The sequence below is a fragment of the Fluviicola sp. genome (genome assembly GCF_039596355.1).
Classification (GTDB): domain Bacteria; phylum Bacteroidota; class Bacteroidia; order Flavobacteriales_D; family Crocinitomicaceae; genus Fluviicola.
In genome coordinates this window covers 25,302-45,482 of the sequence record NZ_JBCNJW010000006.1, presented here as the reverse complement: position 1 = coordinate 45,482, position 20,181 = coordinate 25,302, and the positions used below count along the sequence as shown (strand labels likewise).

Here is a 20,181-nt window from a genome sequence, read left to right as displayed (position 1 = left end):
GTTTTTTCGTTAACTAATGAGCGCCAAAAGTACGTATAAAACGGGAGCTACGAAAAGCATTGCGTCAATTCGGTCGAGAATTCCTCCGTGTCCGGGCAGAATATTTCCCGAATCTTTGATCCCGATCGAGCGTTTCAGTTTACTTTCGAATAAATCTCCGAAGGTGGCCAGAACGCTTGCCAAAGCTGAAATAACGACGATTGCAACGGCATTCAGTGTCGTGAAGTAGCCGACGAAATACAAAATGGCCAGCATCACGATGGCAGCCCCCAGTAAACCACCGATAAAGCCTTCCCAGGTTTTTTTAGGTGAAACACTCGGAAGCAGTGGTCTTTTTCCGAAGATGCGTCCGGAAACATACGCCAGCGTGTCGTTCAGGTAAATCGGGAGCAGTACGATCAACAGCATCTGCTTGTCGAAATTATTCGTCAACGTATAGGCCATTGCCAATACCCACATCGGCAAAACAGGGTAGAAGAAGTTGAAGATAAAAGTGTTTTTGAAGACAAAACTGATGTTTTCCTTTTTGAAAATCCAATAGCTGAAAACCCCGATAGACCCGATCATGATCCCCCACAAGATCAAAATCAATGGCGATTCAACGATCAGGTACCAAAATGTATTGTTGACAGCAGGATAGAAGTGGGCCAGCGTCTGGATCAGCAACGGGATAAACAAGGCTGTTACCAGGATCAGTGCCGGAAGTTTCAGCGAGTTCGGAAACGAACTTTTTTTGCCCATTTCGAATAATTCGTGCGTGCCCAGCATGGTGAACGTAAAAAATACCAGGTTCATCAGGTTGGCATCGTGCCTCACATCGTACACAAATGGCGTAAAAACCACCATCAAAAACAAAGCCCCGAAAACGGAGCGTATCAATACATCTTTCATTCCAAAAAAAATCCTCCTGACACGGATGGCCAGGAGGAACTTAAAACGTTATTATTTACTCTTCCGATTGCTTATTGCTGTTGCTATTGTCCAGCGGCTCAATCGTCGGATTGATCATTGTTGAATCACTATTGTCCTCATTTCTGTTATCGTCCTGAGGATTCAATCCCGGAGCAGAATCTTCACTCGGAGGAGTGTTGATCGCTGCGTTTATTTCTTCTTCCGAATTCCACAAACGTAAGCCGAAAATCTCTTCCAGGTCTTCCTTGAAGATCACTTCTTTTTCCAGCAGTTTGTTTGCCAGGGCAGTCAGTTTATCCTTGTTTTCAGAAAGAATTGCCAGTGCACGCTGGTATTGTGCTTCGATCAGTTTGCTTACCTCTTCGTCGATAATACGTGCCGTGTCTTCAGAATAAGGCTTCGTAAATGCATCTCTTCCCTGGGAATCGTAGTAAGAAATATTTCCGACACGCTCGTTCAACCCGTAGATGGAAACCATGGCATAAGCCTGCTTGGTTACTTTCTCCAAATCACTCAAAGCTCCAGTAGAGATTTTCCCGAAGATCAATTGCTCGGCAGCACGTCCTCCCAAAGCAGAACACATATCGTCCAGGATTTGTTCTGTGGTGGTAATCTGGCGCTCTTCCGGCAAATACCAGGCAGCTCCCAATGAACGTCCGCGCGGCACGATCGTTACTTTTACCAGCGGATGCGCGTGTTCGAGTAACCAGGAAGTGGTTGCGTGACCTGCCTCGTGGAATGCAATAGCACGTTTTTCGTCGAGGGTAATGATCTTGTTTTTCTTTTCCAAACCACCGATGATGCGGTCGACTGCGTCCAGGAAGTCTTGTTTTTCAACAAATTTCTTGTTTTTACGGGCAGCGATCAAAGCTGCTTCGTTACACAGGTTTGCAATATCAGCGCCCGAGAATCCCGGAGTTTGTTTGCTTAAGAAATCAATATCGATGTTTTTGTCCAGTTTCAACGGTTTGAGGTGCACCTGGAAGATTTCCTTGCGCTCGTTCAAATCCGGCATATCTACATAGATCTGGCGGTCAAAACGGCCTGCACGCATCAATGCGGAATCCAGTACATCTGCACGGTTGGTTGCAGCCAGGATAATGACTCCCGAGTTGGTTCCGAAACCATCCATTTCTGTCAACAACTGGTTCAGGGTGTTTTCACGCTCGTCGTTGGAGTTGAACCCATTGTTTTTTCCTCTTGCACGACCAATTGCGTCGATCTCATCGATGAAAATGATCGCCGGTGCTTTCTCTTTTGCCTGACGGAACAAGTCACGTACGCGGGAAGCTCCCACACCTACGAACATTTCTACGAAATCAGAACCTGAAAGCGAGAAGAACGGAACTTTTGCTTCACCTGCAACGGCTTTCGCCAGCAAGGTTTTACCGGTTCCCGGAGGTCCTACCAGCAATGCTCCTTTCGGGATTTTTGCTCCCAGTTCGGTATAGCGCTGCGGTTGTTTCAGGAACTCTACGATCTCCTGGATTTCTTCTTTTGCACCTTCCAATCCTGCAACGTCTTTAAACGTCACGTTCGTGGATTTTCCTTTTTCATACACTTGTGCACGGGATTTTCCGATATTGAAAATCTGACCACCGGCACCACCGCCTCCGCCAGACATGCGTCGCATAACGAATACCCAGATGAGTACAATGATCAGGATCGGTAACAGGAACCCGATAATCGAACTGAAGTAGTTCACCTCTTCTACCGGAGGAGCCGAAAGAGCTGGTTTTCCTTTTGCAATCAGGCGCTCATTGATCTGATCCAGTTTGGTTTCGAAATTTCCGGCATCTACAATGTCAATGGAAAATACGGGAGTACTTCTTGCAGAAAGCGCCGTACGTTTTTTATCGAATGCCGCTTTGAGGTATTTGAGTTCCCCTTTCGGGTTTGCTTTCACAAACTTTTCACCTTGTTCATTCAGTTTGAAGTCAACGCGCCCTCTGTTTACCACCCGTACATCGGCAATCATACTGGAATCCGCCAATGAATAGAAGGTGTTGATATTGCGCAATTGTGTGTCCGAAGAACCGTTGTAATACGCGGCAACAATGATTCCGAGTACGATTACGGCATAAATCCAGTAAATCGCATACGGATTCCTTTTCGGTTTGTTTGAGTTGTTATTTTCAGCCATAAAACAGAGTTAATGCTTAATGCAAGTTAGGAATATCGATACGGACCGCATCGGACCATAAATCTTCCAGTTCATAAAAATGTCGCGCGTCCTTGTAAAAAATATGCGCTACCACACTGACGTAATCCAGAAGAACCCATTCGGAAGTGTTTTTTCCTTCCTGGTGCCAGGGCTTTTCTTTCAATTCTTTCCGCGTGTGGCGCGAAACTGTCGATGCAATACCATCTACCTGAACGCTTGATTCACCGGAACAGATGACAAAAAAGTCAGTAACTGCATTTGAAATGTTTCTTAGGTCAAGTACAACGATGTCTTTCGCTTTGTTTTCTTGCATACCTTCGACGATAGCGTCGCAAAGTAGTTTAGAATCTATGTCTTTTTTTAATTTATACATTCGTAAATTTGTAAGTACAAATCTAAGCATTTATTGGCTTGATTTGTGTGATTGTTAAATGCAAATACTTGTTAATAAAACATGATTGGGCAACAAATCATCCAATTACATGAGGTAGACTCTACCAACAATTATGCTGCCAGGCTGCTTTCAGAAGGAAAATTGGCACATGGGACTGTAATTTTGGCAGAGCATCAAACAGCCGGAAGAGGGCAGAGAGGACGTAATTGGCAGTCTACGGGAGCAAAACAGTTTACCGGGACGTATTTCCTGAAAACTGATTTTTTGTCAGTTGATCACCTGTGCTACCTGAATATGGCGGTTGCCTTATCCGTCCGGGAGATGGTTCAGTCCTTTACCAAACGCCAGGTTTCAATTAAATGGCCGAACGATATCTTTATCGATAACCAGAAAATCGGCGGAATCCTGATCGAAACAAACTGGAAAAACGGGAAAGTGGAAGGTGCTATCGTCGGAATCGGGATCAACATGTCTCCTGTTCACAGTGTGGTGTATGCGACTTCTTTGAATGAGATTTCCGGTAAATCGCCTGAAATATGGACCGTACTGGATTTATTGTCGGCAAGTCTGAACCGCTTTTATACCTCACTGGTGCAAACAGATTTCGATGTTTTAAAAGAACAGTACGAATCGTTTTTATGGAAGAAAGACGAGGAGATCACGATGGAAGAACGCCAGAACACCATTCCGTTTCAGGGAATTATCAGGGGAGTAGACCAGATCGGGAATATTTTGGTGGAACGCGACGGAGTTGTTGCCGTTTATCACAACCAGGAACTCGATTTCGCTGCAAACTATAGTAAATTGAAAATGTAGCAGTTAAAATTGAAAAGGCATTTCGACTCCGCTCAATGTCCTTTTCAATTATCAATTCTACATTAATTAAATTGTTTCTGCAGATTTTTCGTCATCACCACAAACAGGCTGGTAAGTGGTTTCTCCACCATCATTTTCATAAACATATTGATGTTGGCTTCAAACTCGATGTGGCCTTCACAGGTATCGCCGTTGTCTTTTAAAATAATGGACAAGGTGTACTTGAATGGAGCTTTTTCACCCGATTCCATGAGAATTTTGGAGTAAGGTTCTTTCGAAACGTACAGTAATGGAATGACAATTCCTCCCTGTGCCTTGAAAGAACATCCTTTTTCATCCGACTGAAAATTGGAAATTGCATCAGCCGGCAATAAAGGTTCGATGTTTTTAGCATCCGACAGAAATTCAAATACTTTCTGTGCAGAAGCGTTTACAGGTGCACTATCGGTTTTTAACAGCATGTCTTAGTTTTTCCAGTTTTCCGGACTGATTTTCCATTCTCTTAAGGAACTTACATCAGCCATATTCACATAATCTGATTTCAAAGCCTGGTCGATCAAATGATCATAATCCGTCAACGTTACGAACGGACATTCTGCCTGAGCGAAATTCTTGATCGCTACATCAAATCCGTAGGTAAAGATCGCAACCAGTCCTTTTACTTCCAAACCAGCTTCTCTCAAAGCTTTGATTGCCTGCAAACTGCTTCCTCCGGTTGAAATCAAATCCTCAATTACCACTACACGTTGCCCTTTCTCAAAATGACCTTCGATCTGGTTCCCCATGCCGTGACTTTTTGCCGAACTTCTCACATAAACAAACGGAATTCCGAGTTCCTGTGCAACAAGTGCTCCCTGTGCAATACCACCGGTAGCAACACCTGCAATAACATCCGGTTTTCCGAAGTGCTCCAGTACCGCATCAGCATATCCCTGGCGGATATATGTTCTGATAGCCGGAAATGAAAGCGTGATTCTGTTATCACAATATATAGGAGATTTCCAACCTGAAGCCCATGTGAATGGAGAATTTGGTTGTAATTTTACAGCTTTAATTTGTAGCAAAAATTCCGCTACTTTTAGTGCTCGATCTTTATTTAAAATCATGGTGCAAATGTACAAAGTTTTTATTGATAATTCGGTGATAGCGTTTTTGGATTCTTCGGAAGAAATACCTTCCGGGCCCTATGATTTGATCTGTCATTCGCTCGAAAATGATTTAACAAAGCTCCTGGATCAGTTTGATTTTTCATCGTCAAAGCTTTGTATTTTAGTTGTTTATGAAGATTTTGATCTGGCTATCAACCAGGTTTTTCACAATTACGAATTCATGGATGCTGCGGGGGGAATAGTAAAGAGCAAATGGCGGTATTTATTTATTGAACGACATGGAATGTGGGATATTCCCAAAGGGAAACTGGACGCACATGAGCAGCCCTGGGAAGCCGCGGTTCGCGAAATTGAAGAAGAATGCGGCATTTACGGGCCTACGATTGACCACCTGATCGGGATTACATTTCATACTTATTCGTACATGGGGCGATTGACGATTAAGAAAAACTGGTGGTATGCGCTCAATTATTCCGGCCCACTGGATGTGACGCCGCAGGAAGAAGAATCCATTACGCGAGCCATCTGGATTGAGAAGCCGGAGTGGGACCTTATCCGCAGTAATACCTATGATTCGATCCTGGAGGTACTGGATTTGGCGAAAGATTGGTGATTTCGACTCCGCTCAATCACCAACTTTAACTTTGGTCAATCAAATTGAGCGTAGACTGAACTTATCGGGTGCAGACTGAATGTGTTCAGGAGCAAGTTGAATTTATTTGGAAGCAGGCTGAGCGGAGTCGAAGCCTGCTGCTAATCAATGATCCGATGTTTCTGAGCGATGTTTACTGCTTCTATTTTGTTGTGTGCCTGTAGTTTGGAATAGATGTTTTCAATGTGTTTTCTGACGGTAGCCGGCGAGATAATCAGGTTTTCAGCAATTTGCTTGTAGTCCATTCCTTTGCTAAGTTGATTCAGTACATCGATTTCTCTTGCGGAAAGTTCCGGTTTAGTCTCAGTAGTCGTTTCCTTTTCCGGTTTCAAGGGGTTTCGTAAAAGTCGCAGGGCTTTCAATGCAATTCCGGCCGACATCGGTGCGCCGCCTTCTACAATGGAACGAATACTTTCGAGCAGCATTTTTGGATTTTCATCTTTGAGCAGGTAGCCATTTGCGCCGGCAAGGATTGCCTGGAAGATCGATTCTTCGTCGTCGAGAACGGTGAGCATGATGACACGGATATGCGGATAGCGTTCCGAAATACGTCGTGTAGTTTCGATCCCGTTCATTTCCGGCATTTGAATATCCATTAAAACCACGTCGACATTGGTGTCTTCAGCCAGTTTTTCGAGGAATAGGTTCCCGTTGAAAGCGTGAAATTTGAATTTCAATTCCTGCGGGAATAAGGCAATTTTATCCTGGATGGATTTGGCTAAGAAAGCGTTGTCTTCTGCTACTGCGATTCGGATCATGACTAATGGAGAATTGAAAAATTAAAAATGGAATGCGTTGTTATTCTGCAAAGATGCGGCTGGATAGAAAAGGAATCAATACGACAAATGACTGAATGTGCAACTCACGGATGTTCCCTGACCTGGCTGTGTATGTAGTTCAAATGATGCCCCGATTTGTTCACAGCGGTAACGCATGTTTCGCAGGCCGTTTCCATCCGGGGTGGCGCTTTGAATTCCTTTTCCGTTGTCGGAAACAGTCATCCGGAATCCCGGGTTGGTTTCTTCAAAACGAATAATCACCTGTTTGGCTTCCGCATATTTCAGGGTATTTTGGATCGCTTCCTGCGTCACGCGGTACAGGTTCAGCAGTTCGGTTGCTTTCAGCGGATAATTTGTTTTCAGGTTGTTTTGAATGTCAACCGGAATTGGGATTTTGCTTTTGACGCTTTCAATGCGGGAAATTAGTGTGTCGGTAGTTCCTTCTTCCAAATTCATCGCCCAGATCGTGCTGCGAAGTTCCAGCATGGTGTTTCTCCCGAAATCACTCAGGTTGCGGAGCTGGTGATTCAGGTTTTCATGGTGCTCATCCAGGTAACTTAAGTTATCGATGGATGAAATGAGGTAGGTGATTTGCGACCCGATATTGTCGTGCAATTCCCTGGAGATGCTAAGTTTTTGTTCATTCAGTTGTTTTTCGCGCAGGAATTGTTCTTCCTGTTTGGTACGGATCAGTTCTTCCTGTGCCAGTTTGCGTTTGTGCCGGAAAAAGAGGAATACAAGGATGAAGAACAGGAAAAGGGTTGCGGAAACACCCGTCCAGACGGCTTTGTAAAAGCGGTTTTTCGCAATTTTCGCTTCACTTTCTGCGAGTTCCTGTTCTTTTTTCGCGACTTCGTATTTGGTAAACATTTCACTCAGTACTTCATTTCCCTGGTGCAGGGAAACACTATCCTGGAACTGGCTTTGAAGTTTGAGGTATTCCGTTGCTTTTTCAAAATTCTTCTTTTTGATTTCCAATTCTGCCAAAGCGCGGTAGGCAAGGAGTGTTTGCCGGAACGAACGGGTGTCTTTCACGAGTTCCAGTCCGTGTTTGAGATACACTTCCGCGCTGTCGAAGTTCCCGAGATCTTTGTACGAATTCCCGATGTTGACAGCAACAATTCCTTCGCCTGTTTTGGAGTCGATTTGTTTGTAGAGCCGGAATGATTTTTTATAGTATTCCAGGCCCAGATCGGTGTTCCCGGCATCCCGTTCCAACACTCCCAACCCCTGGTAAACCATCGAAAGTTGTTCCAATTTGTGGTGTTCTTTGATCAGCGGAATGGCTTTCAGGTACATTTCCCGCGATTTCGGAAAGTTTTTCAATTTCCGGTAGCAGTTTCCGAGGTTTCCGTAATTGTTGATGATCAGCGAAGTGTCTCCGCTTTTGAGTGCCAGTTTCTGAACATCTTTCTGCATTTCCAGTGCTTGCTGCACATAGCCGCTGATTTCAAGCACATTGGCGCTGTTTTGGTATAAATGCAGGAGCAGCCCTTCGTCTTTTTTGATCCGTGCCAGCCGGATTGCTTCGTTGTAAGCCTGTTGCGCTTTTTTGTATTGCGTGAGTTCGTTGTAGGCACTTCCCAGTTTGGCCTGTGACGAAATGATTCCCATCGTGTCACGAAGTTTCAAACGGATGTTGAGAGCTGCCTGGTTGAGTTCCACACTTTTCTGAAAATCGCCCCTGGTATGGAAAGGCATCGAAAAGTCGTTGTAGGTATTGGCCAGCATGCGGTCGTCACGCAGCGTTTTTGCCAGTTTCAGGGCCTGTTCTCCGAAACGGATGGCTTTTTCGGCGTTGTTTTCATGGTAGTAAAACGTCAGGTCATTGAGCAGCTGCACTTTTTCTTTTCCGTTCTTTTTCGGAACAAGGTGTTCGAGGGAATCCAGCTGTTGCTGTGTTTGTGAATGGAGAAATCCGCCGGAAAGGAGCAGGAAACAGCAGAGAAGAGGTTTCATGTTGTTCGTGTTGAATCGCTTACGAAGATACGGAAATGGTTTGATCCTGACGAGTTAATTACGAATGCCGAATTAAAATTGAGAATGTAAAATTGAAAATTGAAAAGATTTTGTTTTGGAATTAGATTCCGATAGCGAATGTGGGTCTGAAGTCTATCGAGAACGACGATGGGGATGCTTTCGATTTCCAGCTATTCTCGATACACCTCCGTTGCACTGCGGTACTCGAACTGACTGGAAAGAGGAATTTTGGCTAATTTTTTGTTAATTAAACAACCAATATAAAAAGAGTTCGTATTCTTGTATAGTTAAAACTAAAACACATGAAAGTAATAGCAATACTCGCAGTTTCATTCATTTCACTTGGAACATTTGCGCAAACAACTGAAAAGAAAGAAAGCCCGAAAAAGGAAACCAAGACTGAAGCAAAAGCTCCTGTGGCTTTCAAAACTTTGAAAATCGAACGTGCTGAAATCCCATACGATTCCAAAGAGCCATTCGTTTTCGAATTCAAAAACAACGGAAAAACTCCTTTGATCATTACCAACGTTCAGACTTCTTGCGGTTGTACGGCTGCTGAGAAACCAACTGAGCCGATTGCAAAAGGAAAGTCTTCTAAAATTGTAGTAAACTACGATACAAAACGTGTTGGTCAGTTTACAAAAACAATTACTGTAACAACAAATGCTTCTACTGAGCCGATCATCTTGACGATCACTGGTAAAGTATTGCCACAAGAAGGAACTACAAACTAAGATTTGTACCAACGATAATAAAAAAGTCGGGGTGAAAAATTTTTCACCCCGACTTTTTTATTTCTTTTATTTTTCGACCCGACCGGTTAGTCTTGAATTTCAATGGCCAGAATGCGATCGCCCTGTCTGATATCGTCGATGATATCCACCCCGTCGATTACTTTTCCGAAGCAGGTATGGTTGCGATCCAAATGTGCGGTGTTGTTTCTGCTGTGACAGATGAAGAACTGAGATCCCCCGGTGTTTCTTCCTGCGTGAGCCATCGAAAGTACTCCGCGGTCGTGGAATTGGTTTCCTCCGTTCAATTCACAGTCAATTTTGTAACCCGGACCTCCTGTTCCTGGCATTCCCGTTGCTCCTTCACGTGAGTTCGGGCATCCTCCCTGGATCACGAAATCAGGCAACACGCGGTGGAATGTCAAACCGTCGTAAAATCCTTCTTTTGCCAGTTTGACAAAGTTAGCTACAGTATTCGGTGCATCTTCCTGGTAGAAAGTTACACGCATATCTCCTTTTTCAGTGCGAATAATTGCTTCCATGTTTTGATTAAAATTTGTACAAAGATAGTTTATTTAATTACGAATGCCGAATAGCCCAATTCCGAATTTGAAAAGGGGAAGGGCATTCAATTTCTCCCTTTGGAGAGTTTGTCCCGATAGGAATTCGTCAGGAGTGATAAAGAGGGAGGAACAAGTGAAAAGTCACTTCCGCTTGGTTCGGAGTACTCACGACAGGCCGCTCAGTTTACTTTTCGTCTGTCTGTATTGTGGATTGAACGGAGTCGAAGGCAAGAATACAACTCTTGGAAAGCTACGACTTCATTGTTGGCAGTTTTTAACAGTTTAGCTCCCATGGTAACAGCTTCAAGTGAAAATGAGTTGTAAATTTGCCCCATGATTCAAACAACGATCGCCCGCGATAAAATCAAACAATTTTCTTCATTTTCCCATGCATTTGGGAATCAATCAGCATTCGGGCAATTTCTGACAAAACCGTTTGCTTCTGTTTCGGATATGTACGAACAGGCGCAGGCAAAAAAGGTGGTGTATGCCCCTGAAACACGCAAAAACCTGGTAGAAACCTGGCACAAACAGGTCGCTTCTTTCGCTTCTGAAAGTCAGTTGGAGAACCTGGAATTATTGAAAAGTGAAAACACGTTTACGGTAACAACGGGGCATCAGCTGACCCTTTTCGGCGGGCCGCTCTACCTGGTTTATAAAGTCCTTCATGTGGTGCGCCTGGCAGAAGCGTTTAACGCAAGCCAGCAGGAATTCAAAGCTGTTCCGGTATTCTGGATGGCTTCGGAAGACCACGATTTCGATGAAGTGAAATCAACGCATTTATTCAACCAGAAATTGAGCTGGGAATCTGCACAAACCGGTCCGGTTGGACGTTTCGGGATGGATGATTTCCAGGAAGTGCATGAAACTTTCAAAGCGTTTTTTGATGGAAAGGAAAACGAAATTTCAGACCTGATTGCTGTTTCTGGAAAAGCAGATTATGCATCTTACCTGCAGGAATTCCTGAGCAAATTGTTTGCTGATTTCGGAGTATTGGTATTGCAGCCGGATTCCCGCGATCTGAAACGCGAGTTTGTTCCGGTGATCTTACGTGAAATTGCAGCACCGTCGGCTCATCAGGCGGTTCTAAAGACCAATAAAGCCATTGAAGCAGCGGGTTACAAACCCCAGGCACAAGCACGTGACTGCAACTTGTTTTACCTGAAGGCGGGAGAACGTTTGCGCATTGAGCCGGTGGCAAATGGTTTGGCGATCGACGGGAAAGTCTTCAGCGAAGCAGAACTGGCAAAACGCGTTCAGGAGGAACCGGAAAATTTCTCTCCGAATGTGATTCTGCGCCCGGTTTACCAGGAAACAATCCTGCCGAATTTGGTATATGTCGGTGGGGGAGGTGAAATGGCCTACTGGATTCAGCTGAAAGGTGTTTTTGAAGTCCATCAAACCTTGTTTCCGCTCATTCAGCAGCGTATTTCGATCCAGCTTCAGGATGGAACGATGAAAAAACGCCTGGATAAACTGAATTGGCCGGTTGAACGTTTTTTCCAGCCGAAAGACGCGCTGAAGAAGTTGTTTTTGGCAGAGAATGAAGGTGATGACCTGAATTTGTCTACATTGTTTAAATCCTTCAACACATTGCGTGCGGAGATGATCGACAAAGCAAAATCGATTGAAGCGACGCTGGAATCATTTGCAGAAGCAGAAGCGGTGCGGATGAAAAAACAGCTGGAGTCTTTCGAACAGCGTTTGGTGAAACAGTTGAAACAACGCCACGAGCAAACACTCCAATCCATTGATTTTATTTCGGAACGCGTGATTCCTGAGAATTCATTGCAGGAGCGTCACTTCCACTGGCTGCAGTTTGCACCGAGCGGAGAATACAAACACTTGCTTCAAACGATTTATCAGCATACCGATCCGTTTGAAACGGAGTTGGTGGTGATTGATCTGACGAAATAGATTGGTTCTGAAAGGGAATACAGCTGGTTTTTTGTTATTTTAGCTCTTAAACTAGTGTGTCAATCTATGATCCATACTTCAATCAGATATCTCCGAATTGGTTTCGTAATAGTGGGATTTCTCCTGCTTATCGGATCTGTTTTTCTTCCTTATTATAGTGTTTGTGAAGTCTTTTTGGGGTACCAGTTGAAAGTCTACTGGATTCAATTGTTATTGACTGTTGCTGCCTTCGTTTCTGGCTATTTCTATTCCGATATCGTCAATAAAGCATTGTTGTATACTTTCTCAGCGATATTGCTGGTGTTTCTCGCTTTTTTCTGGTTGGCTCCAAACTGGGCTTCATGTGCAAAGGCTGTGGAAATAGGAGGGAATCTTTCTCGTCTTGGGTCGTGCTTTGTGATTCTCGGTACATTCATTGCTGTTTACCGGGAAGCAGAGTGATTTGATTTTTCTCCGTATTCACAAATGAAATAAAAAAGTTTACACTAATTTCGGGACTTCAACGTTTAAGCGAAGATGCGAAACCGAATTCTTGTATGTCTTTTCCTTGTTTTTGTGCCGTTGACCACCATTTGGTCGCAAGTTCAGGTAAAAGGAAGTGTGGTCGATAAACGAAAGGCCGGATTAGAACATATCAGGGTATTTTTCTTACTTGAAAAAGATACACTGGTAGTTGAAACGGATAAAAAAGGACAGTTTACCATTGAACTGGCTCCCGCAAAATACGGGATGATTGCCCAGTTTGATGCGGACAATGAGTTTCGCAAGAATGTGCAAATTCCGGATGCTCTTTCCCATACGCTCGAACCGATTGTGTTTGATCTCGAAATCATTGATGGAGTTGTCATTAAAACAACGAAGGAAAACCTGAATGGCCTGGATCGCATTCCTCCGATTGATTTACAAAAATTGCCTTCTACCAGAGGTGTTGAAGGAATTTTGGTACTGACGCAGGCGGGGGTGAATTCCAATAACGAATTGACTTCGAATTACAACGTACGCGGAGGTAACTACGACGAAAATCTGGTTTATGTGGACGGATTCCTGATTAATCGACCGTTTTTAACGCGTTCCGGACAGCAGGAAGGGATGAGTTTCATCAACTCGGCGTTGGTGCAGGATATTTACTTTTCTTCCGGAGGTTTTCAGTCCATGTATGGCGACAAATTGAGCTCTGTGCTCGATATCCGCTACCGGAAACCGGATTCACTGCGCGTTTCTGCGATGGCTTCGCTTTTGGGTGTGGAAGCGCATATTGAAGATAAAGTGGGGAAACACGACCGTTTTCAGTATTTGTTCGGTGCACGCTACCGGGCAAACGGGTATCTTCTGAACTCACTTCCGACCAAAGGAAATTACAACCCGATTTTCTGGGATGCCCAGGCCGTGACGAATTACACGATCAACGAACACTGGTCGTGGACGATGCTTGGACATGTTTCTTCCAATAAATACCAGTTTGCACCTCAAACCAGTAAAACGGATTTTGGAACTGCGAACCAGGCTTATGCGTTCAATATTTATTTCGAAGGACAGGAGGTAACACAATTTTTGACTTCAACGGTGGGAACTTCCCTGAATTATTCTTCGAAAAAATACGAGGGAAGAACCTTCTTTACGTATTTCAGAAGTGATGAGCGGGAAACGTTTGATATCCTGGGAGAATATTACATCAACGAGCTGGAAACCGATCCTTCGAAGGAATCTTTCGGAGATTCGATCGCTGTTTTGGGGGTCGGCGGATTCTTGAACCATGCCCGAAACAAACTGAATGCGGATATCATCAGTATTTACCACGACGGAATCGTACATTTCACCCCGAAAAATAAAAACGCGCAGCATGAGCTGAAAGTCGGAGCGGGAATCCAGATTGATCACTTTGTGGATCAGTTGAGTGAGTGGAAACTGATCGATTCAGCCGGATATTCACAGGTTGACAACCAGACGGCCGAAGTGGATTTGTACGAAACGATCAAAAGCAACCTACAGCTGGATAACCAGCGTTACAGCGCTTATGTCCAGGATCATTGGGAATGGAAGAAGGAACGCCGCAATATCCCGGTTTCGAAAACGTTTGAAGTGACCGATTCCCTTGGAAAAATCCATGAGCACGTAGTCCGGGATACGATTGAACTGGGGCGTTCTTCGCTCACACTGGATTACGGTTTGCGCGGAACGTACACCACTTTTAATTCGGATGGTTTTGTGACCCCGCGAATGACCTTGTCTTATTTTCCGGTGAAATATGTCTATCAAAACGGACGTTTTGTGCGTCGGGGAATTCGTTACCGCGTTTCTTCGGGGTTGTATTACCAACCTCCGTTTTACCGCGAGTTCCGTACGTTTGACGGACAGATCAACCCGGGGGTGAAATCGCAGAAATCAGCTCATTTTGTATTGGGAATGGACTACAGTTTCTTTATGTGGAAGCGCGAGTCTCCGTTCAAGTTTTCTGCTGAGGCTTACTACAAATATTTATGGGACGTAAACCCTTACGAAGTTGATAATGTGCGTACACGCTATTTTGCAAACAACAATGCAGTTGGTTACGCAACCGGTCTGGACTTGAACCTGAACGGGGAATTTGTTCCGGGATTGATGTCGTTCTTCAAGTTGGGATTGCTTTCTACGAAAGAAGATATCAAGGATGATTACTATTACAATTATTACAATGCAGCGGGTGAGAAAATCATTTTCGGTTACAGCGAGGATCAGAAAGTGGTCGATTCGGTGCGCGTAAATCCGGGCTACATCCGGCGTCCTACAGACCAGCACGTAACGGTTGGTGTGTTGTTCCAGGATCACATGCCGGGAGTGGAGCAGCTGACTTGCCAGGTCGGAATTACGTATGGTTCCCGACTGCCTTACGGTCCGCCGGATCATTCGCGCTACAAAGATACGCTGACAATGAAATCTTATTTCCGTGTGGATATGGGGATGTCGTATGATATTTTGTACCGCAAACCGGGCAAGACCCGTAATTTCCTGAAGAAGATGGAGAGCGCGATTATTTCGTTCGAAGTGTTTAACCTGTTGGGAGTAAACAATGTGTTGTCGAAGCAGTGGATCCAGGATGTTTCCGGGAAGTATTATTCGATTCCGAATTACTTGACACAGCGAAGGTTTAATTTGAAGCTGATCGTCCGGTTTTGATGCTTCGATCCGATCCTTCAAAAGACGGATAGACATGCATCTATTTACCCAGTGGTATCAGGCATTCCGACCGTTTCAATCAGTCTTCCAAAAACCATTTTAGAGCATCAATTTCATCAATGCAATCGCGGTTCAGGAACCAAAAATAATCTTCTCCGAAAAAATCTCCTCTGATCAACCCGCTTGATTTGAGTACAATTAAATGGTGATGGATGGTCGGTTGACTCAGCTGTAGTATTTCCAAGAGATACAAACCATCGGTTTTACCCTCGGCGATAATGGTCTTTAAAATAGAAATACGTGCAGGTACAGATAATGCTCTTGCAAGGTCTGACTTTCTGATTTGCGTGCGGGGATATCCTGTTAATTTAATTGCTCCCATTTGACTGTTTTTTTTAGGTTCTCTATTTAAGTTAGGATAAAAGATCATTCTAAACAAGAAAAATCACTAAAAAAATACGGATAGACATGTGTCTATTTGGTCAGTAGGGATCAGCGTTTCCGCATAATTAAACTTCCCCTCAGTCTTCGTGCTGATCCAACAAATCCGAAGGAGCTTCCGGGGCCATTTTTTGATTCTTGTGCATGGAAATAATCGTAGCGGTTATGATGACAATGTAACCGGCGATAGCGATCTCGAAACCGATTTCTTTTTGTGGAATAAACGGAGTAGCACCCCAGGTTACTCCTGTCAGCAGCGTAATGAAAAAGATAAAAATGCTGAGTAGTACGGTGAATTTGTACACGAGAATCCGGAAAACAATTCCCCGGGTGAAATAACCGATCGAGAATATCACGGCAGCAGAAACCACAATGAGATACCACAAAGGTTCAGAGAGTCCGATCGTGTAGGTTTCAATGAATTTATCCTGGGAATCATTTGCAAAATCCGTGGAAGATTCGAAATGCAAAAAGGCGGAAATACTTAAGAGTAATCCGCCGAGTATTGCAAGGGTATGTTCAAGTGTTTTGTTTTTTGACCTCATCACATCTGCTCCAAAATGGCAATGCGTTTTTCGATCGGAGGGTGGGTTGCAAATAATCCTGCAAATCCTGCTCCGTCCAGCGCTTTGTGTTCGATAAACATCTGTTTCATGTCTTCGCTTTTCACGGAACTCACTTCCGAATGTCCTGAAATTTTGCGCAGGGCAGAAGCCAGTGCCCTGGAATTCCGGGTGAGCTGAACGGCTCCGGCATCGGCGAGGTATTCTCTTTTACGCGACAAAGCGAACTTAAATACAACGGATAGAAAGTAGGCAACCAGTGAAATCAGGAGAGCTACAATCATCAGTTTGTTGTCGTCTTTATCGTCTCGTCTGCTTCCGCCCCAAAGGAGGTTGCGAAACAGGATTTCAACCACGAACGAGATAATCCCGACGAAAATAATCGAGATAATGAGCAGGCGGACGTCTTTGTTGCGAATGTGTGTGAGCTCATGTGCAATCACGCCTTCCAGCTCTTCGTCGTTCAATGCTTCGATGATTCCGGTAGTGAGTGTTACGGCGTAAGATTTCTCGTTGATCCCGCTTGCGAAGGCATTCAGTGCGGGAGAATCAATGACGAATAGTTGCGGCATTTTCATTCCTACGGACATACAAAGGTTTTCCGTGAGGTTGTAAACACGCATGTTTTCTTTGCGTTCCAGCGAACGGGAACCGGATGCCAGCTGCACCAGGGAAGCATTGGCAAAATAAGCGATCAGGAACCAGATCAAAACACCTCCGATCACAAAAGGAATCGTGGTGATAAACCGCTGGTTCACCTGGTGGATGTGCTCTTGTCCGCCCATGACGAAAAAGAAAAAGGCATAGACTCCCGCCAAAATTAAAAACGGGAATCCTGCCAATATCAAAGATGATTTTAAATTGTTGCTGCGGATTTGCTGGTGAAGACCAATATAAGCTGCCATTAAAATCAATTAGAATTTAACTTCCGGTGCTTTGTCAAGTGTCTGACGCTGTTCAATCCCCAGATCAAACATCGGTTCTGTTTTGTACCCTTTTCTTTTTGCGATCAGGTTACTTGGGAATTGTTCGATTCCGTTGTTGTACTCTTTGGTAGAAGAATTGAAGTAACGGCGCACTGCAGCCAGTTTGTTCTCCAGATCACTGATTTCGTTCTGCAGGTTCATGAAATTTGCATTTGCTTTCAAGTCCGGGTAAGCTTCAATCTGGATATTCAATCCGTTCAAAGCTGCTCCCAGGTTGTTGTCTGCGGCAATTTTGTCGGAAATCGTTCCTGCCTGCAGGCATCGGGAACGTGCTTCCGTTACGCGGGTCAATACTTCACTTTCGTGATTCATATATCCTTTTACTGCTCCGATCAATTGCGGAATCAGGTCATAACGTTGCTTCAATTGCACATCGATATCTGCAAATGCGCTTTCGCGGTTGTTTTTCAGTGAAACGAGTCGGTTGTTGATAGAAACCAACCAAAGGATCAAAATCAATACAACACCTCCGATAATAAGTCCAGGGATCATGTTTTTTAAATTTAAATTGTTAAGCGAATATACCACTAATTTTTTTTCAGTACAGGGTTTAAGAAATCTTAACGAAAGTGAACCGTTCTCATCACCCGTAATCGTTCCTGTTATGATAAAACCTTGTTTTTCATGTTTTTTATCCGATCAACAAATAAGGTGAAGCCCAGATTTTCTGCAATTTTAAGGCATGTTGCTTCTTGCTCTTCAAAATCACCGGAAGCGCCCGAAACAATCATTTCCAGTTTCAGCAACTGATATTGAAGCGATGAGTAAAGTTTCTTGTTGGTATAAACAATGTACATCATCGAAGGATCCAGGTTTTGGACAATCAGTGCTGCTTCGTGGAGTTTCCCCGTTCGAAGTAAAGCAAATGCCTTGTACAGCATAAAATTGAAATAAGGATCCGTGTTTTTGTAATTGTGGAGTGCCCGGTAATGTTTCTCCACGTATTCGGAAAGTGTCAAAACATCCCGGTTCCGGTCTGTCCATACGAGCGCTTCCATGATCATCCAGTGAAAGGTAAGAAAGTCGCTCATAATGGGCTTGTCGGATCGGATGATTTCGGTTGAAATAGCGATCAGTTCTTCAATCGGGTAGTTTTCCTTCTTTTCGAAACAGGTGGAATACAGCAAATCACTTTTGATTGCCCAGGCATATGGAATGCTGGCAAGTTCCTTCCAGTGTGTCTTCTGGCTTCGGATATAGGAAACCGTTTCCTGGCATTGCGCACGGTTATTAGTCAGAAATCCTTCCAGGAACAAAAAGTGATTTCCGAGAATCCGGGATTTGAGCCCGGGGGCTTCCCGAAGGTAATAAATGAGCCCGTTTTTGTAGTATTTTGTCAGGTAGTCCAGGTCGACGCATTTTTCAAAATAGTTGGTACGACAGTTTGGATTCTTTGACATTTCCTGCAGTAATGTATCCGAAAACTCGGGATTTTTCCGCATCTGCATGCTCATTACATGGTTAAATACCATCAGCCCCTGCTCCAGCACATCAGTTGTTTCGCTGTTCAATTTGTAGTTAAAGATTTCGGTAATGATTTTTTCCTTTTTCAAATCGAACAGCACGTAAAGCAGCCATTTGGTCAGGTATAATTTCATGGCCGAATCACTGAAATCCCGCATGATTTCTTCCAGCAATTCTTTGCCGGGATCAGCATGCCTCGACAAATAATGCAGCAGGACATAAACTTCCAGGTAATTGCCGTGGGCAAACTGGATGAATACCTGGTTGAACGAATATTTGGTTCTTCCGGTCGATTCGATCAGAACACCGCTTCGCAGCAAATGCAGGTATGCCTCCTTGTTTTGATTGAGCAGGGGCATCATGACATTCTTGTTGATCCGTCTTCCGTTTTTTCCGAAATCACAATGCTGCAAAAAAGTATCCAGGATGTGCTGATACCATTGCGCCTGGGGGAGATCAAAAATATTCAGTTTGAAAAATTCGACAATCAGCGAGAATTCATCGTGAACCTGGCCGTTTAAAGACTGAGCTAAAAACAATTTGAGGTACAATGGGATTGAAAGTACATCGGTCAGCCCGTTTTCAGCAAGCTCGATCTGGTTCAGAATTTCTGTTTTTATTTCAGGGTCGGTAGGCTGCGATTCGAAGAAGAGTCCGGCGAATTCGTTGATTTCCGAAGGACTTAAAGACGGTACATTGGAAAAATTGTCTACACAGGTACTGTCACTGAGTCCAAAGATGGAATGAGCAATCACCTCGGGAGTGAACATCGATGCCAGCAGGAATTGCCAGCTCGCGGACCGGGTACTGAATACAATGCGGAGATTGTGCTGGTTCGGATTCAGAATTACCGGAGAAGTCAAGAGGTGAATCATCCGGTTAACGTCTTCAATGGATAGGGTAGCGGCAGTCAAATCATCGATAAACAAGAGGATTTTCTTTTTCTGAAGCTCGCCTCTGGCCAGTGCGTTGTGGATTTCGGAGAGCAGTTCAAATTCTTTGGTCATCAGGGCCGTTACGTAATAGCTTTCCCATTCGGTGTGGGCAGATGAGGTGATGAAGTCAATGAAAACACAGGATTTTCCATAGCCTCCCGGAGCAATCAGTCCGGTAAGCGGTCGTTCACTTTGAAAAAAGTCTTCCATGTAGGTTTCGAAAAAGGCTCTTTTCAACAAAATGTTGGGTTTCTGAAAACCGGAGATCGTTGCAGAAATACACGAATCACTGACATAGGACAAAATGCTGATCAGGTCATTTTTTTTGTGATTGTCCTTTTCGTTTTCGATGTACAGTTTGAATGTATCAAGGGTGTATGTGCCAAAGGACCCTGTGTAATTTGCCAATCCCCAAAATCGTTTAATGGTTGTCGGAGAAATTTTCCTGGAGGTCACTTTATAGATCGCTTCTGACAACTCCTCGGTATCAGAAGTGTAACGGATCTCTTTACCGAAAAGGGATATAATGTCCCTTCTCAGAGAGTCCATGTCGGTTTTGAGCGCATGCATAAATAGTGGTATTAAGTAGTCTAAAAATACGTATTTGTTGACAGGATTGCTA

At 44.1% G+C, this 20,181-nt stretch carries 19 protein-coding genes; 6 read left to right on the top strand and 13 right to left on the bottom strand.

What is annotated here, in order from left to right:
- Nucleotides 1-9 precede the first annotated feature (9 nt).
- The 3 genes from ABDV94_RS12480 to rsfS are packed head-to-tail and all read right to left on the bottom strand — an operon-like array spanning nucleotide 10 to nucleotide 3,449.
- Nucleotides 10-891, bottom strand: coding sequence for a phosphatidate cytidylyltransferase (locus tag ABDV94_RS12480; RefSeq protein WP_343747522.1), 882 nt, complete (start codon nucleotides 889-891; stop codon nucleotides 10-12).
- 55 nt (nucleotides 892-946) lie between these two features.
- Nucleotides 947-3,055, bottom strand: coding sequence for an ATP-dependent zinc metalloprotease FtsH (ftsH, locus tag ABDV94_RS12475; protein ID WP_343747521.1), 2,109 nt, complete (start codon nucleotides 3,053-3,055; stop codon nucleotides 947-949).
- A 16-nt stretch (nucleotides 3,056-3,071) separates the two neighbouring features.
- The gene (gene rsfS, locus ABDV94_RS12470; RefSeq protein ID WP_343747520.1) at nucleotides 3,072-3,449 is read right to left on the bottom strand and encodes a ribosome silencing factor; all 378 of its coding nucleotides are present in this window, start codon (nucleotides 3,447-3,449) and stop codon (nucleotides 3,072-3,074) included.
- Nucleotides 3,450-3,530: 81 nt separating this feature from the next.
- On the opposite strand from rsfS, the gene ABDV94_RS12465 reads away from it, so the two are divergent.
- Complete coding sequence (locus tag ABDV94_RS12465) at nucleotides 3,531-4,286, top strand: biotin--[acetyl-CoA-carboxylase] ligase (protein ID WP_343747519.1); 756 nt, start codon at nucleotides 3,531-3,533, stop codon at nucleotides 4,284-4,286.
- Between the two features lie 62 nt (nucleotides 4,287-4,348).
- On the opposite strand, the gene ABDV94_RS12460 is transcribed toward ABDV94_RS12465, so the two are convergent.
- Both ABDV94_RS12460 and pyrE read right to left on the bottom strand, forming a co-directional pair.
- Nucleotides 4,349-4,747 carry a hypothetical protein gene (locus ABDV94_RS12460; RefSeq protein ID WP_343747518.1) on the bottom strand — a complete coding sequence of 133 codons (399 nt, stop codon included), beginning with the start codon at nucleotides 4,745-4,747 and terminating at the stop codon, nucleotides 4,349-4,351.
- A 3-nt stretch (nucleotides 4,748-4,750) separates the two neighbouring features.
- Nucleotides 4,751-5,392 carry an orotate phosphoribosyltransferase gene (gene pyrE / locus ABDV94_RS12455; RefSeq protein WP_343747517.1) on the bottom strand — a complete coding sequence of 214 codons (642 nt, stop codon included), beginning with the start codon at nucleotides 5,390-5,392 and terminating at the stop codon, nucleotides 4,751-4,753.
- 7 nt (nucleotides 5,393-5,399) lie between these two features.
- Here pyrE and ABDV94_RS12450 point away from each other — a divergent pair, with 7 nt between their 5' ends.
- Nucleotides 5,400-6,008, top strand: a complete 609-nt coding sequence (locus ABDV94_RS12450) for an NUDIX domain-containing protein (RefSeq protein ID WP_343747516.1) — start codon at nucleotides 5,400-5,402, stop codon at nucleotides 6,006-6,008.
- Nucleotides 6,009-6,148: 140 nt separating this feature from the next.
- Here the strand turns inward: ABDV94_RS12450 and ABDV94_RS12445 are convergent, their stop codons facing one another.
- Both ABDV94_RS12445 and ABDV94_RS12440 read right to left on the bottom strand, forming a co-directional pair.
- On the bottom strand, nucleotides 6,149-6,805 hold the full coding sequence (locus tag ABDV94_RS12445) for a response regulator transcription factor (RefSeq protein WP_343747515.1): 657 nt from the start codon (nucleotides 6,803-6,805) through the stop codon (nucleotides 6,149-6,151).
- A gap of 75 nt (nucleotides 6,806-6,880) precedes the next feature.
- Nucleotides 6,881-8,785, bottom strand: coding sequence for a tetratricopeptide repeat protein (locus ABDV94_RS12440; RefSeq protein ID WP_343747514.1), 1,905 nt, complete (start codon nucleotides 8,783-8,785; stop codon nucleotides 6,881-6,883).
- 323 nt (nucleotides 8,786-9,108) lie between these two features.
- Between ABDV94_RS12440 and ABDV94_RS12435 the strand changes: the two genes are divergently transcribed.
- Nucleotides 9,109-9,540, top strand: a complete 432-nt coding sequence (locus tag ABDV94_RS12435) for a DUF1573 domain-containing protein (RefSeq protein ID WP_343747513.1) — start codon at nucleotides 9,109-9,111, stop codon at nucleotides 9,538-9,540.
- Nucleotides 9,541-9,626: 86 nt separating this feature from the next.
- Here the strand turns inward: ABDV94_RS12435 and ABDV94_RS12430 are convergent, their stop codons facing one another.
- Nucleotides 9,627-10,079, bottom strand: coding sequence for a peptidylprolyl isomerase (locus ABDV94_RS12430; protein ID WP_343747512.1), 453 nt, complete (start codon nucleotides 10,077-10,079; stop codon nucleotides 9,627-9,629).
- 354 nt (nucleotides 10,080-10,433) lie between these two features.
- On the opposite strand from ABDV94_RS12430, the gene bshC reads away from it, so the two are divergent.
- The 3 genes from bshC (at nucleotide 10,434) to ABDV94_RS12415 (ending at nucleotide 15,170) form a co-directional block, all read left to right on the top strand.
- Entirely contained in the window at nucleotides 10,434-12,017 is a 1,584-nt protein-coding gene (gene bshC / locus ABDV94_RS12425; protein WP_343747511.1) for a bacillithiol biosynthesis cysteine-adding enzyme BshC, read from the top strand.
- A gap of 111 nt (nucleotides 12,018-12,128) precedes the next feature.
- Nucleotides 12,129-12,458: a hypothetical protein gene (locus tag ABDV94_RS12420; RefSeq protein WP_343747510.1), complete on the top strand. Its 330-nt coding sequence runs from the start codon at nucleotides 12,129-12,131 to the stop codon at nucleotides 12,456-12,458.
- Nucleotides 12,459-12,533: 75 nt separating this feature from the next.
- Nucleotides 12,534-15,170 carry a TonB-dependent receptor plug domain-containing protein gene (locus ABDV94_RS12415; protein ID WP_343747509.1) on the top strand — a complete coding sequence of 879 codons (2,637 nt, stop codon included), beginning with the start codon at nucleotides 12,534-12,536 and terminating at the stop codon, nucleotides 15,168-15,170.
- Nucleotides 15,171-15,249: 79 nt separating this feature from the next.
- Here the strand turns inward: ABDV94_RS12415 and ABDV94_RS12410 are convergent, their stop codons facing one another.
- The 5 genes from ABDV94_RS12410 to ABDV94_RS12390 form a co-directional block, all read right to left on the bottom strand.
- Entirely contained in the window at nucleotides 15,250-15,552 is a 303-nt protein-coding gene (locus ABDV94_RS12410; protein WP_343747508.1) for an ArsR family transcriptional regulator, read from the bottom strand.
- 139 nt (nucleotides 15,553-15,691) lie between these two features.
- Nucleotides 15,692-16,156 carry a hypothetical protein gene (locus ABDV94_RS12405; RefSeq protein WP_343747507.1) on the bottom strand — a complete coding sequence of 155 codons (465 nt, stop codon included), beginning with the start codon at nucleotides 16,154-16,156 and terminating at the stop codon, nucleotides 15,692-15,694.
- Nucleotides 16,156-17,079 carry a M48 family metallopeptidase gene (locus tag ABDV94_RS12400; protein ID WP_343747506.1) on the bottom strand — a complete coding sequence of 308 codons (924 nt, stop codon included), beginning with the start codon at nucleotides 17,077-17,079 and terminating at the stop codon, nucleotides 16,156-16,158. Before ABDV94_RS12400 ends, ABDV94_RS12405 begins: the two co-directional genes overlap by 1 nt.
- A 9-nt stretch (nucleotides 17,080-17,088) precedes the next feature.
- Nucleotides 17,089-17,652, bottom strand: coding sequence for a LemA family protein (locus ABDV94_RS12395; protein ID WP_343747505.1), 564 nt, complete (start codon nucleotides 17,650-17,652; stop codon nucleotides 17,089-17,091).
- Nucleotides 17,653-17,762: 110 nt separating this feature from the next.
- Nucleotides 17,763-20,129, bottom strand: coding sequence for a hypothetical protein (locus ABDV94_RS12390; RefSeq protein WP_343747504.1), 2,367 nt, complete (start codon nucleotides 20,127-20,129; stop codon nucleotides 17,763-17,765).
- Nucleotides 20,130-20,181 lie beyond the last annotated feature (52 nt).

Coding starts and splice junctions, on each gene's coding strand:
- ABDV94_RS12480 (WP_343747522.1), bottom strand. CDS start 891: ATGAAAGATGTATTGATACGCTCCGTTTTCGGGGCTTTGTTTTTGATG.
- ftsH (WP_343747521.1), bottom strand. CDS start 3,055: ATGGCTGAAAATAACAACTCAAACAAACCGAAAAGGAATCCGTATGCG.
- rsfS (WP_343747520.1), bottom strand. CDS start 3,449: ATGTATAAATTAAAAAAAGACATAGATTCTAAACTACTTTGCGACGCT.
- ABDV94_RS12465 (WP_343747519.1), top strand. CDS start 3,531: ATGATTGGGCAACAAATCATCCAATTACATGAGGTAGACTCTACCAAC.
- ABDV94_RS12460 (WP_343747518.1), bottom strand. CDS start 4,747: ATGCTGTTAAAAACCGATAGTGCACCTGTAAACGCTTCTGCACAGAAA.
- pyrE (WP_343747517.1), bottom strand. CDS start 5,392: ATGATTTTAAATAAAGATCGAGCACTAAAAGTAGCGGAATTTTTGCTA.
- ABDV94_RS12450 (WP_343747516.1), top strand. CDS start 5,400: ATGTACAAAGTTTTTATTGATAATTCGGTGATAGCGTTTTTGGATTCT.
- ABDV94_RS12445 (WP_343747515.1), bottom strand. CDS start 6,805: ATGATCCGAATCGCAGTAGCAGAAGACAACGCTTTCTTAGCCAAATCC.
- ABDV94_RS12440 (WP_343747514.1), bottom strand. CDS start 8,785: ATGAAACCTCTTCTCTGCTGTTTCCTGCTCCTTTCCGGCGGATTTCTC.
- ABDV94_RS12435 (WP_343747513.1), top strand. CDS start 9,109: ATGAAAGTAATAGCAATACTCGCAGTTTCATTCATTTCACTTGGAACA.
- ABDV94_RS12430 (WP_343747512.1), bottom strand. CDS start 10,079: ATGGAAGCAATTATTCGCACTGAAAAAGGAGATATGCGTGTAACTTTC.
- bshC (WP_343747511.1), top strand. CDS start 10,434: ATGATTCAAACAACGATCGCCCGCGATAAAATCAAACAATTTTCTTCA.
- ABDV94_RS12415 (WP_343747509.1), top strand. CDS start 12,534: ATGCGAAACCGAATTCTTGTATGTCTTTTCCTTGTTTTTGTGCCGTTG.
- ABDV94_RS12410 (WP_343747508.1), bottom strand. CDS start 15,552: ATGGGAGCAATTAAATTAACAGGATATCCCCGCACGCAAATCAGAAAG.
- ABDV94_RS12405 (WP_343747507.1), bottom strand. CDS start 16,156: ATGAGGTCAAAAAACAAAACACTTGAACATACCCTTGCAATACTCGGC.
- ABDV94_RS12400 (WP_343747506.1), bottom strand. CDS start 17,079: ATGGCAGCTTATATTGGTCTTCACCAGCAAATCCGCAGCAACAATTTA.
- ABDV94_RS12395 (WP_343747505.1), bottom strand. CDS start 17,652: ATGATCCCTGGACTTATTATCGGAGGTGTTGTATTGATTTTGATCCTT.
- ABDV94_RS12390 (WP_343747504.1), bottom strand. CDS start 20,129: ATGCATGCGCTCAAAACCGACATGGACTCTCTGAGAAGGGACATTATA.